The organism is Pseudomonas sp. 8BK, assembly GCF_902506475.1.
Taxonomy (GTDB): domain Bacteria; phylum Pseudomonadota; class Gammaproteobacteria; order Pseudomonadales; family Pseudomonadaceae; genus Aquipseudomonas; species Aquipseudomonas anguilliseptica.
Genome location: NZ_LR733252.1, coordinates 2,045,618 through 2,058,236, shown reverse-complemented (window position 1 = coordinate 2,058,236; position 12,619 = coordinate 2,045,618). Strand labels below are relative to the sequence as shown.

Here is a 12,619-nt window from a genome sequence, read left to right as displayed (position 1 = left end):
GAATCCCACAACGGCTTGGCCACAGCCACTGCCGATCCGCTAGGCTCAAACGATATTGTCAGGGAGTGGGCTATGTTCGAATCCGCCGAGATCGGCCGCAGCATTGATAAAGAAACCTTTGAGGCCGAGGCCCCCGCGCTGCGCGAAGCGCTGCTGGAGGCGCAGTACGAACTGCAGCAGCAAGGGCGTTTTGCCGTGCTTATTCTGATCAACGGCATCGAAGGTGCGGGTAAGGGCGAGACGGTCAAGCTGCTCAATGAGTGGATGGATGCGCGACTGATTCAGGTCAGTACCTTCGATCAGCAGACTGATGAAGAACTGGCGCGGCCGCCGGCCTGGCGCTACTGGCGGCAACTGCCACCCAAGGGGCGCATCGGTATCTTCTTCGGCAACTGGTACAGCCAGATGCTGCAGGGGCGGGTGCATGGGCGGATCAAGAACGCCGTGCTCGATCAAGCCATCGACACTACGTTGGGGCTGGAGCGCATGCTCTGTGATGAGGGCACGCTGATCTTCAAGTTCTGGTTCCATCTGTCCAAGCAGCAGATGAAGGCGCGGCTCAAGGCACTTCAGGATGACCCCTTGCACAGCTGGCGGATCAGCCCGCTTGACTGGCAGCAGTCAAAAACCTACGACAAATTTGTACGCGTCGGTGAGCGTGTGCTGCGCCGCACCAGTCGCGATTATGCGCCCTGGTATGTGGTGGAAGGTGTGGATGAGTATTACCGCAGCCTGACAGTCGGACGCATCCTGCTCGATGGCTTGCAAGCCGCGTTGAAGGCCAAGGCGCGCCCCGTGCCCCATCCGCATGCCGCGCCGCTGACCTCCAGCCTGGATGAACGTGGGCTGATCGACAGCCTGGACATGACTCAGGCGCTGGACAAGGACAGCTACAACGAGCAACTGGTGCTTGAGCAGGCGCGGTTGTCCAGCCTGATGCGCGACAAACGTATGCGTCGCCATTCGTTGATTGCGGTGTTCGAAGGCAATGATGCAGCCGGTAAGGGCGGGGCAATTCGCCGGGTGATTGGCGCGCTCGATCCGCGCCAGTACCGCATTGTTCCGGTTGCCGCGCCGACCGAGGAAGAGCGTGCGCAGCCTTACCTGTGGCGCTTCTGGCGGCATATTCCACCCCGCGGGAAGTTCACCGTGTTTGATCGCTCCTGGTATGGCCGGGTGCTGGTGGAACGGGTCGAGGGATTCTGCAGCACTGGCGACTGGCTGCGCGCCTATGGCGAGATCAATGACTTCGAAGAGCAGCTCAGCGAAGCCGGCGTGGTGCTGGTGAAGTTTTGGCTGTCGATCGATCAGCAAACCCAGCTGGAACGCTTCAAGGCGCGTGAGCAGATCCCCTTCAAACGTTTCAAGATCACCGAAGAAGATTGGCGTAACCGTGATAAGTGGCCGCTGTACCGCGATGCAGTGGGCGATATGGTCGACCGTACCAGTACGGAAATTGCCCCCTGGACGTTGGTGGAAGCCAATGACAAACGCTTTGCCCGAATCAAGGTACTGCGCACCATCAATGAGGCGCTTGAGGCCGCATTCGCAAAAGACTGAGGCACATGGACAACAGGATGGTCGCGCATACGGCTGATGAATGATCATCGCTGAGTGAGATTGTCCGGCTTTATTCTTGTTGGCAACTCAACCCAATAACAATGAGGTGCGACATGCGTGAAGTGGTGATCGTTGACAGCGTACGGACTGGCTTGGCCAAGTCCTTCCGTGGCAAGTTCAATCTGACCCGTCCAGACGACATGGCGGCTCATTGCGTCAATGCACTGCTGGCGCGCAGCGGTATCGACCCGGCGCTGGTGGATGACTGTATTGTTGGCGCCGGCTCCAACGAAGGTGCCCAGGGCATGAACATCGGCCGTAACGTGGCCGTGCTGTCCGGCCTGGGCACCAACGTGGCCGGCATGACCCTAAACCGTTTCTGCTCCTCGGGTCTGCAGGCCATCGCGATTGCTGCCAACCAGGTGGCGTCGGGCTGCAGCGATGTCATCGTGGCAGGCGGTGTCGAGTCGATCACCATGACTCTGAAAAGCATGAACACGCAGAACCTGTTCAACCCACTGCTGCAGAAAGAGCTGCCGGGTATCTATTACCCGATGGGCCAGACCGCTGAGATCGTTGCGCGCCGCTACAATGTCAGCCGCGAAGCCCAGGACGCTTACGCCCTGCAGAGCCAGCAACGCACTGCGCGAGCGCAGGCCGAAGGCTTGTTCGACGATGAAATCGTGCCGATGCACGTGAAGTATCAAGTCGAAGACAAAGCCAGCGGCGAGAAGAGCATCGTCGACGGCATCGTCGCTCACGACGACTGCAACCGTGCTGACACCACCTTGGAAAGCCTCGCAGCGCTCAAACCGGTATTTGCCGACGACGGTTCGGTCACCGCTGGCAATGCCTCGCAGCTCTCCGATGGCGCGTCGATGACCCTGGTAATGAGTCTGGAAAAAGCCATCGAGCTGGGGCTCAAGCCGCTGGCGTTCTTCCGCGGCTTTGTTGCCGCTGGCTGCGAACCGGACGAGATGGGCATTGGCCCGGTGTTCTCGGTGCCCAAGCTGCTCAAGGCCAAGGGCCTGAGCATTGCCGATATCGACCTGTGGGAGCTTAACGAAGCCTTTGCTTCGCAGTGCCTGTATGCCCGCGACCGTCTGGAAATCGATAACGCTAAGTACAACGTCAATGGCGGCTCGATTTCCATCGGCCACCCGTTCGGCATGACCGGTTCGCGTCAGGTCGGTCATCTGGTGCGTGAGCTGCAGCGGCGCCAGCTGCGCTACGGCATCGTCACCATGTGTGTGGGCGGCGGCATGGGCGCAACCGGGTTGTTTGAAGCGGTGCGCTGATCGTCCTGCGCTAAATAAAAAACCGCGACGTGTCGCGGTTTTTTATTGGCTGGTCTTTGTGTTCAGAATGCGCGGCTTTCGATGATCTCGTTGGCCTGGATCATCCTGCGGATATAGAAGGCGATCTCGCGTTCGGCATCCGTTCGGTTGAAATAGGGACCTTCCAGAGTGCCCTCGCGGGTGGAGAAGAAGAACTGGCCGTTGACCGCGCTAACGCGTTCGCTGCGGTAGTGGGTGCCGGGGTTATGGTCGATATGGCGTTGACCGAACATAAATGAACCTCCCGCAAAGTGAGCTTCTGAGCTTCTGAGGTCAGTCTAAACGGGGTTTTTCTGGTTGCATCAAATAGCGACAAATGGTCGTTTTTGCCGAAAATCGGCATGATTTCCACGGGTTTTATATTTTTTGACGCCAGAACTTCGGCTTGATCTTGTACGGCTATCAGTACAGTTACCGTGAATAGCCGTTCATGGCTGTGGCTGTGCCGGTCTACAGGCGCGACCTAGAATGCTGCATGACCGCTCCAACTTGCATCGGGCAAAGGTTGCGGTGCTGGTTGTGAGGCGTTTATGCATATTTCTTCCGGTCGCTGGCTCTATGGTCTTTTTCTCGCGCTGCTGACTGCGGTGTTGTGGGGCGTGCTGCCGATCAAACTCAAGCAAGTGCTGCAGGTGATGGATCCGGTTACGGTGACCTGGTTTCGCCTGCTGGTTTCCGGCTCCATCCTGCTGGCCTACCTGGCGGCCAGCAAGCGTCTGCCGGCGTTCCGCCCATTAGGCAAGAAGGGCGCCTGGCTCCTGCTGCTGGCGATAGCCGGGTTGACCGCCAATTATGTGCTGTATCTGGTCGGCCTCAACCTGCTCAGCCCCGGCACGACCCAGCTGGTGATTCAGGTGGCGCCGATTCTGCTGCTGGTCAGTAGCATCTTTATCTTCCGCGAGCGCTTCAGCCTCGGTCAGGGGCTGGGTTTGCTGGTACTGCTGATTGGCTTTGCCCTGTTCTTCAACAAGCGTCTTGGCGAGCTGCTGACTTCGCTGACGGCCTACACCACGGGTGTGCTGGTCGTGCTATTGGCCGCTTTTGTCTGGGCCTTTTATGGCTTGGCGCAGAAGCAGTTGCTGACGGTATGGAATTCACTGCAGGTGATGATGGTGATCTACCTGGCCTGTGCTCTATTGCTGACACCCTGGGCACATCCGCTACAGGCGTTTGAGCTGAGCCCGCTGCAGGGCTGGCTGCTGTTTGCCTGCTGCCTGAATACGTTGGTGGCCTACGGCGCGTTTGCCGAAGCGCTGGCGCATTGGGAGGCTTCGCGGGTCAGCGCAGCATTGGCGATTACCCCGTTGGTAACCTTTACCTCGGTGGCGCTGGCTGCCAGCTGGTGGCCTGATCATGTGCAGCCTGAGCAGATCAATTGGCTGGCCTATGGCGGAGCGGTGCTGGTGGTGTTGGGGTCAGCGCTGACGGCACTTGGCCCATCGCTGCTCGCCAGTTGGAAAGCCCGTAGGAGTAGCGTGATGCCTGTAGGAGCCCTGAAATGAGCCAAGATGAACTGGCGCGAATCAACGCCAAGATACTTGCTGTCGGAGAACAATCTTTGCCGGCGGTGACCCTGCGTGATGGCAGTCGTGTCCAGACGGGCACGGTGGCCACCATGCTGCACAACATCGAACTGTATAACCAGGGTGAGCGCGGCGAGGTCGAGCGTGAGCTGGAACTGGCCGTACCTACACTTTGCCGCATTGGCCTGTTCCAGCTGTTTTCCCCGGAGGAGTGGAGCGCCAGTGAAGATAATCCCGGCCGTCGCTATGTCGGCCTGAAAGCCCGTGAGTACCTCGGCGACTAGGCTTTTACGCCCAGACTTTCCGCACGGCGCAACCAGCTCTGGCGTTGTTCTTCGCTGGAGGGGCGCACGGGAGCGAACTCGGCCAGGCGGCGGGTTTTGATGCCGCTGAAGCCGAGGATGGTACGAGTCATCTGTCGGTGCCCGGGTGCGCCGTAGATCCAGCGGAAGTACCAGGGCGGCGTATCCATGGTCACCAGCAGGTCGGCGGTGCGTCCGGTCAGCAGCTTGTCCCAGAGTTGCGAGCGGTTGCGGTACTTGAAGGCAAAGCCGGGCAGAAAGGTGCGGTCAAAAAAGCCTTTGAGCAGCGCAGGAATACCGCCCCACCAGACCGGATAGACGAATACTAGGTGTTCGGCCCAGTGGATCTGCCGCTGTGCTTCCAGCAGATCGGGTTCCAGTTGCTGGCTTTGCTCGTAGCCATCACGCAGCACTGGGTCATAGCTCATCTCTCCCAGCTTCAACTGGCGTACCACATGGCCCTTGCTGCGGGCACCCTGGGCATAGGCTTCGCCGAGGGCATGGCAGAAGCTGGTGCCCTTCGGTGTGCCGAGAATCATCAGGATGCGTTTGCCATCACCTTCCAGTGGTGTTGCGCCGCTCTTTGCCGCTTCACTCATGTTGACCCGCCTCCAGCATGTTTTCGGGACGCACCCAGGCGTCGAATTGTTCATTGCTCAGGTAACCCAGCTGCAGCGCCGCTTCTCGCAAGGTGGTGCCATCCTGGTAGGCCTGCTTGGCAATCTGAGCGGCTTTGTCATAGCCGATATGCGGGTTCAGCGCGGTTACCAGCATCAGGCCGCGCTCCAGGTGATCGGCCATTTTCACTGCGTCCGGTTGCAGGCCAGCGACGCAGTGCTGCTGGAAGTTATGGCAGCCGTCCGCCAGTAGACGTATCGATTGCAACAGGTTGTGAATGATCACCGGCTTGAACACGTTAAGTTGCAGATGGCCCTGGCTTGCGGCAAAGGCAATCGTGGTGTCGTTACCAAGAACTTGGCAAGCCAGCATCGACAGCGCCTCGCATTGGGTTGGATTGACCTTGCCCGGCATGATCGAGCTGCCCGGCTCATTGGCGGGCAAACGCACCTCGGCAAAGCCAGCGCGTGGGCCGGAGCCCAGCAACCGCAGATCGTTAGCCAGTTTCATAAGGGCCACTGCCAGGGTTTTCAAGGCGCCCGATAGCGCCACCAGCGGTTCGTGGCCGGAGAGGGCCGCAAATTTATTCGGCGCGCTGACCAGCGGCAGCCCGATCAATGCGGCCAGTTCGGCGGCCATGGCATCGGCAAAGCCCTGCGGCGAGTTCAAACCAGTGCCGACTGCCGTGCCGCCCTGGGCCAGTTCACAGGCAGCCGGCAGAGTGGCCTGGATGGCGCGTTCGGCATAGCCCAGCTGCGCGACAAAGGCCGATAGCTCCTGGCCGAAGGTCATCGGTGTGGCGTCCATCATGTGTGTGCGCCCGGTCTTGACCAGCCGCGCATGCTGTTCAGCTTGTTCCTGCAGTCCATCACGCAGTTCACGCACGGCGGGCAGCAGCTGCTGCTGCACGGCTTGCACGGCGGCGATATGCATGGCGGTGGGGAAGCTGTCGTTGGAGCTTTGCGCGCGGTTGACATGGTCGTTGGGGTGCACCGGCGTCTTGCCGCCACGGCCGTTGCCTGCCAGTTCGTTGGCCCGCCCGGCAATCACCTCGTTGACGTTCATGTTGCTTTGCGTGCCGCTGCCGGTCTGCCAGACCACCAGGGGAAATTGCTCATCATGCTGACCGGCCAACACTTCATTGGCGGCCTGCTCGATCAGCCGGGCCAGGTCTGCCGGCAACTCACCGATACGCTGATTAACCCGTGCGGCGGCTTTCTTGATCAGCGCCAGGGCATGCACCACCGGCAAGGGCATGCGTTCCTGACCGATAGCGAAGTTGATCAGCGAGCGTTGGGTCTGCGCGCCCCAATAGGCTTCATCAGGTACTTCGATGGGGCCCAGGCTGTCAGTTTCAGTGCGGCTCATGGCGGCTCTCCTGATGGTTGCGCGTGCAGCAAAGGAATTGCCAGGCCAGCAGCTGCCGCCTGGGCGTATCTCAGCTTAGGTCGCTGTGCATCAGCAGAGGTTCAACTGCCACAGGTAACTAACAGGTAACTACCAGCGGGCGCGGGTTTCACCGAGCCAGCCAAGGGCGTTGTTGACGGGTACGCGCTCACCTTCCGGGCCGCGTAAAACCCCCTCGAAATGCCCAAACCACTGCTGTGTGTCAGCATAGAACGGCCCAAGCCGACGGTAGGCCTGGTGACGCTGGCGTGGGGTGAAGGTCAGGTTGACGCTGTCAGTCGTGCTGCGCAGCTGCCAGGGTGCCAGCGGGTTGTGCGGCGCCTGGGTAATGGCAATGGGAGAGTCCATATGCTGCAGCTCGCCACCAAACCACAGGGTGTTTTCCGACAGGCCGCTGTGATCTGTCCAGCCAGCGCCGAAGTTGCCGGCGATTCCACCCGGCGCGGCAAAAGCGGCGCGGGTCCAGTGGCTGTTGAGCGGCCAGACGCCACGGCCGAAATCCAGCGAGGCAAAGCTTTGCCCGGTTACGCAGCTGTAATGCTGTTTACCCAGTTGCACGCTGCCGCTGCAGGGCAGGCCCAGCTGACGACTGGTGGCGTGAAAGCTATGTGGGCCAAGCGGAGCGACCAGGTTGACCGAGTCCAGGTGGGCAGGGCGTTGAATGTCCAGGGCGACTTGTAGCGGTTGCCCGCCAATATCCGGTGCATTGATGGTGATGCGCGTGCGCCCGGTATGTTCAGCCACGCGCAGTTGCAGGCGTGGGTGGTTGAATTCGTGGCTGGCCTGTGGCTGATCTGGCAGCTCGCAACCACGGCCGAATAGGCGGTACTGGCTGTAGGCGACGGCTTGGCCGCTTTGCAGATCAAGGAAGTAGGCGGCGGCGTAGCCCAGGTAGTCGAGGTCGGCCTGGGTGAAGGAGAGCATCCACTGCGGAGTGGTGATGCACCAATGGTTCCAGCGTTTGCGCCGGCCAAAGTGCCCGGGTATGGCGCAATCGATCATCGGCCTGGGCGACCAGCCGATGGCCTGCGGGTTGAGCAGGCCGCGGCTGTCGCATAGCGCGATGGCGGCCAAAGGCTCTGGGTGAGTGAAACTGTTCATCGACACGTCCATGTGTGTGCTGGCGCCTACCCTGTGGGCTAAAGGCGCGCTGAAGCAGAAGATGGCTTATCTCGCCGAGCATGCACACGCATTGGCCAGCTCGGCAAGTGCTGGCATTTTGGCCTTTATGCAGGCAGTGCGCCAGTGCACAGTTGTAGCGTGAGTTGATCGACGCTCTTACTGACTTGAGTGTGACCAGCGCTTGGGCACAAAATGCCGGCAATTGAGTCCAACAGCACTCATTACCTTCCTCAGGAGTAGTACATGTCACGTTTACCTGCCTTTTGCGCTGCCTTAATACTGACGTGCGGTAGTGCTCAGGTACTTGCCGATACCAAAAGCCACGCCGCCGATGCCGAGCGTTTCCTGCTGCTGGCTCGCGCCGACAAGCTGGCGGTCCCGGTCTATGCCCAGGTGCAGCAGATGTTTGCCCAGCGCTTTGCCGAGAGCAATGCGCCGCAGAGCGAGAAAGCTGTGCTGGAAACCTACCAGGCCCAGGCCAATGCAGCCCTTGAACAGGCTGTGGGTTGGGACAAGCTCAAGCCGGATATGGTCAAGCTCTACACCAGCAACTTCGACGAGCAGGAAATGAAAGACCTGATTCGTTTCTATGAATCGCCGCTGGGCAAGAAAGTCCTGGAGAAAATGCCGACACTGACCGCGCAGTCCGCGCAGCTGACCCAGGGCAAGCTGGAAGCCGCCGTACCCAAGGTCAATCAGCTATTGGCGGAAATGACCACCAAACTGACTCCAAAGAAGCCCTGAGTGACAGTCCCCATGCCGAAGATCGATTTATTGCAGGCTGCTCTGGCGAGTCTGCAGCCCCAGCAGCTTGAGGTGCTGGATGAAAGCCATATGCACAGCCGGGGGCTGGAAACCCATTACAAGGCGGTGATCGTCAGCGAGCAGTTTGCTGGCCTGAATGCGGTCAAGCGTCATCAGAAGGTCTACGCCGCTGTAGGCGAGCTGATGGGCCAGATCCATGCCCTAGCGCTGCATACCTATACACCCGATGAGTGGTCACACCAGGGCGTGGCTCCGGACTCGCCGACCTGCAAGGGCGGCCACTAACCGCATTTGCGCTGATTCTGTGGCAATTCGCCTCTACACGGCGCTTCTCAAGGACAGTAAACTGCCGCCCCCGCCGGCTCTAGGTGAACAACCTGGGCCGGCGTATTTTTTTGTATCCCGGTCCGCCCTTTACGTGGGCGACTACTGAAGGACATGCATATGACAGACAAGATCGTTGTCGCCGCGCTGTATAAATTCGTTTCCCTGCCTGACTTCCATGATCTGCGTGAGCCACTGCTGCAATGCATGCTGGATAACGCGATAAAGGGCACCTTGCTGCTGGCCGAAGAGGGCATCAATGGCACCGTCTCCGGTTCGCGCGCTGGCATCGACGGGCTGATGGCCTGGTTTGACCTGGACCCGCGCTTGGCCGATATCGACCACAAGGAATCCTATTGCGACGAGCAGCCGTTCTACCGCACCAAGGTCAAGCTGAAGAAGGAAATCGTCACCCTGGGCGTTCCCGGTGTTGACCCGAACCAGAAAGTTGGCACCTACGTCGAGCCCAAGGACTGGAATGCGCTGATCAGTGACCCTGAGGTACTGCTGATCGATACGCGCAACGATTACGAAGTGTCGATTGGCACCTTCGAGGGCGCGGTAGACCCGAAAACCAAGTCGTTCCGCGAGTTTCCCGACTACATCAAGGCGCACTTCGATCCAGCCAAGCACAAGAAAGTTGCGATGTTCTGCACCGGTGGCATCCGTTGTGAGAAGGCTTCCAGCTATATGCTCGGTGAAGGTTTTGAGGAGGTTTTCCACCTCAAGGGCGGCATCCTCAAATACCTCGAAGAAGTACCGCAGGAAGAGACCAAGTGGCAGGGCGACTGCTTCGTCTTCGACAACCGGGTGACCGTGCGTCATGACCTCAGCGAAGGCGACTACGATCAGTGCCATGCCTGCCGTACCCCGGTTTCGGTGGAAGATCGTCAGTCCGAGTTCTACACCCCAGGTGTCAGCTGCCCGCATTGCTGGGATTCGCTGCCGGAGAAAACCCGCGCCGGCGCCCGCGAGCGTCAACGGCAGATTGAGTTGGCCAAGGCCCGCAATCAGCCGCACCCGCTGGGCTACAACCCCCGACAAAACCGCGAGGCTTAAGCATGCACGCACGCCTGCTCTATGTGATGGACCCGATGTGTTCATGGTGCTGGGGCTTTGCCCCGGTGCTGGAGTCCCTCGCTGAGCAGGCTGCTGCCGCAGGTGTGGGGTTGGAACTGGTGCTGGGCGGCCTGCGCCGTGATGGCGTGGCCATTGATGCCGCCGCGCGAGTGCGTTACCTGGGTTACTGGCAGGCGGTCAATGCCAGCACCGGACAGTTGTTCAACTTCACTGCCGGTTTGCCTGAGGGGTTGGTCTATGACACCGAGCCGGCCTGCCGCGCGCTGGTGACTGCGCGCAACCTGGCCCCCGAACTGGTCTGGCCACTGGCCCAACTGATTCAGCGGGCGTTCTACACCGAAGGGGTGGATGTCACCCGCGCCATCGTGCTGGTGGAATTGGCCGAGCGCGCCGGGATTCCGCGCATCGTGTTTGCCGAAGCCTTCGACAGCGCCGCACAACGCGCCGCCACTGCCGCCGATTTCAGCTGGACCCAGGATCTGGGCATTGCCGGCTTTCCCACGCTGCTTGCTGAATGCAACGGCCAACTGGCCTTGCTGACCAACGGTTATCAACCCCTGGACGTGTTGCAGCCCTTGCTGGCGCGCTGGCTGGAGCGGGTTGCCCATGCCTGATCGGTTGAGTTGGGCGGAAGTTCGTCGGCTGGCCCTGAAGCACAAGAAGGCGTTGATCTGGGCCAACCTGGTTGCCGTGCTGGCGACCCTGTGCAGCGTGCCGATTCCGCTGTTGCTGCCGTTGCTGGTCGATGAGGTGCTGCTTAACGACGGTGATGCTGCGCTCAAGGTGATGGATAACTTTCTGCCGGCTCATTGGGAAACCGCCGCCGGCTATATCGGCCTGATGCTGGTGCTGACCCTGTTTCTGCGCGGTGGTGCGCTGATCTTCAACGTGCTGCAGGCGCGGCTGTTCGCCCGCTTGTCGAAGGACATCGTCTACCGCATCCGCATTCGCCTGATCGAGCGGCTCAAGCGGATTTCCCTCGGCGAGTATGAAAGCCTCGGCGGCGGCACCGTGACCACGCACCTGGTCACCGATCTCGATACCCTGGATAAGTTTGTCGGCGAAACCCTCAGCCGCTTTCTGGTGGCCATGCTTACCCTGGCTGGTACCTCGGCGATCCTGATCTGGATGCACTGGCAGCTGGCACTGCTGATCCTGTTGTTCAACCCACTGGTGATCTACGCCACGGTGCAGCTGGGCAAGCGCGTCAAACACCTGAAGAAGCTGGAGAACGACAGCACTTCGCGCTTTACCCAGGCGCTGACCGAGACCCTCGAAGCGATTCAGGAAATCCGCGCTGGTAATCGCCAGGGTTTCTTCCTCGGGCGTCTCGGTGGTCGGGCCAAGGAAGTGCGCGACTACGCCGTGGCCTCACAGTGGAAAACCGATGCCTCGAACCGTGCCAGCGGTCTGCTGTTCCAGTTCGGTATCGACGTGTTTCGCGCTGCGGCCATGCTCACCGTGCTGTTCTCTGATCTGTCGATCGGCCAGATGCTCGCGGTGTTCAGCTACCTGTGGTTTATGATCGGCCCGGTCGAGCAACTGCTCAGCCTGCAATACGCCTTCTACGCCGCCGGCGGCGCTTTGAGTCGGATCAACGAGCTGCTGGCGCGCAAGGACGAGCCGCAGTACCCCGGTCGCGTCGATCCGTTCAAGGGGCGCGAGACCGTGGGCATTGAAGTCAGCGGACTGACCTTCGCCTATAACGACGAACCGGTACTGGACCATCTCAACCTGAGCATCGCGCCGGGGGAGAAGGTCGCCATCGTCGGGGCCAGTGGCGGCGGCAAGAGCACCCTGGTGCAGCTGCTGCTCGGGTTGTATACGCCGCAGGCTGGAACCATCCGCTTCGGCGGCAGCAGCCAGGAAGAAATTGGCCTGGAAGTCGTGCGTGAGCATGTGGCAGTGGTGCTGCAGCATCCGGCGCTGTTCAACGACAGCGTGCGCGCCAACCTGTGCATGGGCCGCGAACGCAGTGACGAAGTCTGTTGGCAAGCCCTGCAGATTGCTCAGCTGGCCGATACCATTCGCGGCTTGCCGCAAGGCCTGGATAGCATCGTCGGCCGCTCCGGCGTGCGCCTCTCCGGTGGCCAGCGTCAGCGTCTGGCGATTGCCCGCATGGTGCTGGCCGAGCCAAAAGTGGTGATCCTCGATGAGGCCACCTCGGCCCTGGATGCTGCCACCGAATACGCCCTGCACCAGGCGCTCAACCAGTTCCTGCATGGCCGCACCACGCTGATCATCGCTCACCGCCTGAGCGCGGTTAAGCAGGCGGATCGGGTGCTGGTGTTTGACGGCGGCAGCATCGCCGAAGACGGCGGTCATCAGCAGCTGATCGCCGACGGCGGGCTCTACGCCAAGCTCTACGGTCATCTGCAGCACTGATAGCGGCAGTAGGGGGGATGACGCTTTTTTCATCCACCACTAGGCCGCGCGGTGCATGGGTGAAGCGTCATCCCCCTGCGCTCCCTGATAGAATCACACTTTTTCGCGGGTCATACCCCGGGATTTGCTGTGGGTTTCAGATAGACCAAGGCACACCTGGCAGTTAAATCGACCGCTTTGTAAATCTTTCGTTACG

The 12,619-nt window shown here is 60.4% G+C and carries 13 protein-coding genes; 9 read left to right on the top strand and 4 right to left on the bottom strand.

Annotated elements, in window-relative coordinates:
* Positions 1 to 72 precede the first annotated feature (72 nt).
* Entirely contained in the window at positions 73 to 1,560 is a 1,488-nt protein-coding gene (gene pap / locus ACIN8IBEIGE_RS09415; protein ID WP_160014409.1) for a polyphosphate:AMP phosphotransferase, read from the top strand.
* Between the two features lie 113 nt (positions 1,561 to 1,673).
* A complete protein-coding gene (locus ACIN8IBEIGE_RS09410; protein WP_160014408.1) occupies positions 1,674 to 2,858 on the top strand; it encodes a thiolase family protein in 1,185 nt (394 codons plus the stop codon).
* Positions 2,859 to 2,920: 62 nt separating this feature from the next.
* Here the strand turns inward: ACIN8IBEIGE_RS09410 and ACIN8IBEIGE_RS09405 are convergent, their stop codons facing one another.
* Entirely contained in the window at positions 2,921 to 3,130 is a 210-nt protein-coding gene (locus ACIN8IBEIGE_RS09405) for a DUF6316 family protein (RefSeq protein ID WP_090386402.1), read from the bottom strand.
* A 297-nt stretch (positions 3,131 to 3,427) separates the two neighbouring features.
* Between ACIN8IBEIGE_RS09405 and ACIN8IBEIGE_RS09400 the strand changes: the two genes are divergently transcribed.
* Together ACIN8IBEIGE_RS09400 and ACIN8IBEIGE_RS09395 are read left to right on the top strand one after the other, a co-directional pair.
* Positions 3,428 to 4,399, top strand: a complete 972-nt coding sequence (locus ACIN8IBEIGE_RS09400; RefSeq protein WP_160014407.1) for a DMT family transporter — start codon at positions 3,428 to 3,430, stop codon at positions 4,397 to 4,399.
* Positions 4,396 to 4,704, top strand: a complete 309-nt coding sequence (locus ACIN8IBEIGE_RS09395) for a hypothetical protein (protein WP_090386397.1) — start codon at positions 4,396 to 4,398, stop codon at positions 4,702 to 4,704. Before ACIN8IBEIGE_RS09400 ends, ACIN8IBEIGE_RS09395 begins: the two co-directional genes overlap by 4 nt.
* Here ACIN8IBEIGE_RS09395 and ACIN8IBEIGE_RS09390 read toward each other — a convergent pair.
* The 3 genes from ACIN8IBEIGE_RS09390 to ACIN8IBEIGE_RS09380 all read right to left on the bottom strand — a co-directional run bounded on the left by ACIN8IBEIGE_RS09390 (position 4,701) and on the right by ACIN8IBEIGE_RS09380 (position 7,848).
* Positions 4,701 to 5,321 (bottom strand): NAD(P)H-dependent oxidoreductase, encoded by a 621-nt coding sequence (locus tag ACIN8IBEIGE_RS09390; protein ID WP_090386395.1) that lies wholly within the window; start codon positions 5,319 to 5,321, stop codon positions 4,701 to 4,703. The two genes, ACIN8IBEIGE_RS09395 and ACIN8IBEIGE_RS09390, sit on opposite strands and share 4 nt — an antisense overlap.
* Complete coding sequence (locus ACIN8IBEIGE_RS09385) at positions 5,314 to 6,708, bottom strand: class II fumarate hydratase (protein WP_160014406.1); 1,395 nt, start codon at positions 6,706 to 6,708, stop codon at positions 5,314 to 5,316. Before ACIN8IBEIGE_RS09385 ends, ACIN8IBEIGE_RS09390 begins: the two co-directional genes overlap by 8 nt.
* A 129-nt stretch (positions 6,709 to 6,837) precedes the next feature.
* Positions 6,838 to 7,848 carry a DUF2804 domain-containing protein gene (locus ACIN8IBEIGE_RS09380; RefSeq protein WP_160014405.1) on the bottom strand — a complete coding sequence of 337 codons (1,011 nt, stop codon included), beginning with the start codon at positions 7,846 to 7,848 and terminating at the stop codon, positions 6,838 to 6,840.
* Positions 7,849 to 8,112: 264 nt separating this feature from the next.
* Here ACIN8IBEIGE_RS09380 and ACIN8IBEIGE_RS09375 point away from each other — a divergent pair, with 264 nt between their 5' ends.
* The 5 genes from ACIN8IBEIGE_RS09375 to ACIN8IBEIGE_RS09355 all read left to right on the top strand — a co-directional run bounded on the left by ACIN8IBEIGE_RS09375 (position 8,113) and on the right by ACIN8IBEIGE_RS09355 (position 12,423).
* Positions 8,113 to 8,613 carry a DUF2059 domain-containing protein gene (locus tag ACIN8IBEIGE_RS09375; protein WP_160014404.1) on the top strand — a complete coding sequence of 167 codons (501 nt, stop codon included), beginning with the start codon at positions 8,113 to 8,115 and terminating at the stop codon, positions 8,611 to 8,613.
* Between the two features lie 12 nt (positions 8,614 to 8,625).
* Positions 8,626 to 8,919, top strand: coding sequence for a BolA family transcriptional regulator (locus ACIN8IBEIGE_RS09370; protein WP_090386387.1), 294 nt, complete (start codon positions 8,626 to 8,628; stop codon positions 8,917 to 8,919).
* Between the two features lie 159 nt (positions 8,920 to 9,078).
* Complete coding sequence (locus ACIN8IBEIGE_RS09365) at positions 9,079 to 10,017, top strand: rhodanese-related sulfurtransferase (protein ID WP_160014403.1); 939 nt, start codon at positions 9,079 to 9,081, stop codon at positions 10,015 to 10,017.
* A 2-nt stretch (positions 10,018 to 10,019) separates the two neighbouring features.
* A complete protein-coding gene (locus tag ACIN8IBEIGE_RS09360) occupies positions 10,020 to 10,652 on the top strand; it encodes a DsbA family protein (RefSeq protein WP_160014402.1) in 633 nt (210 codons plus the stop codon).
* Entirely contained in the window at positions 10,645 to 12,423 is a 1,779-nt protein-coding gene (locus tag ACIN8IBEIGE_RS09355; protein ID WP_160014401.1) for an ABC transporter ATP-binding protein, read from the top strand. Before ACIN8IBEIGE_RS09360 ends, ACIN8IBEIGE_RS09355 begins: the two co-directional genes overlap by 8 nt.
* Positions 12,424 to 12,619: the final 196 nt, after the last annotated feature.

Coding starts and splice junctions, on each gene's coding strand:
- ACIN8IBEIGE_RS09385 (WP_160014406.1), bottom strand. CDS start 6,708: ATGAGCCGCACTGAAACTGACAGCCTGGGCCCCATCGAAGTACCTGAT.
- ACIN8IBEIGE_RS09390 (WP_090386395.1), bottom strand. CDS start 5,321: ATGAGTGAAGCGGCAAAGAGCGGCGCAACACCACTGGAAGGTGATGGC.
- ACIN8IBEIGE_RS09395 (WP_090386397.1), top strand. CDS start 4,396: ATGAGCCAAGATGAACTGGCGCGAATCAACGCCAAGATACTTGCTGTC.
- ACIN8IBEIGE_RS09355 (WP_160014401.1), top strand. CDS start 10,645: ATGCCTGATCGGTTGAGTTGGGCGGAAGTTCGTCGGCTGGCCCTGAAG.
- ACIN8IBEIGE_RS09380 (WP_160014405.1), bottom strand. CDS start 7,848: ATGAACAGTTTCACTCACCCAGAGCCTTTGGCCGCCATCGCGCTATGC.
- ACIN8IBEIGE_RS09405 (WP_090386402.1), bottom strand. CDS start 3,130: ATGTTCGGTCAACGCCATATCGACCATAACCCCGGCACCCACTACCGC.
- ACIN8IBEIGE_RS09365 (WP_160014403.1), top strand. CDS start 9,079: ATGACAGACAAGATCGTTGTCGCCGCGCTGTATAAATTCGTTTCCCTG.
- ACIN8IBEIGE_RS09410 (WP_160014408.1), top strand. CDS start 1,674: ATGCGTGAAGTGGTGATCGTTGACAGCGTACGGACTGGCTTGGCCAAG.
- ACIN8IBEIGE_RS09360 (WP_160014402.1), top strand. CDS start 10,020: ATGCACGCACGCCTGCTCTATGTGATGGACCCGATGTGTTCATGGTGC.
- ACIN8IBEIGE_RS09370 (WP_090386387.1), top strand. CDS start 8,626: ATGCCGAAGATCGATTTATTGCAGGCTGCTCTGGCGAGTCTGCAGCCC.
- ACIN8IBEIGE_RS09400 (WP_160014407.1), top strand. CDS start 3,428: ATGCATATTTCTTCCGGTCGCTGGCTCTATGGTCTTTTTCTCGCGCTG.
- pap (WP_160014409.1), top strand. CDS start 73: ATGTTCGAATCCGCCGAGATCGGCCGCAGCATTGATAAAGAAACCTTT.
- ACIN8IBEIGE_RS09375 (WP_160014404.1), top strand. CDS start 8,113: ATGTCACGTTTACCTGCCTTTTGCGCTGCCTTAATACTGACGTGCGGT.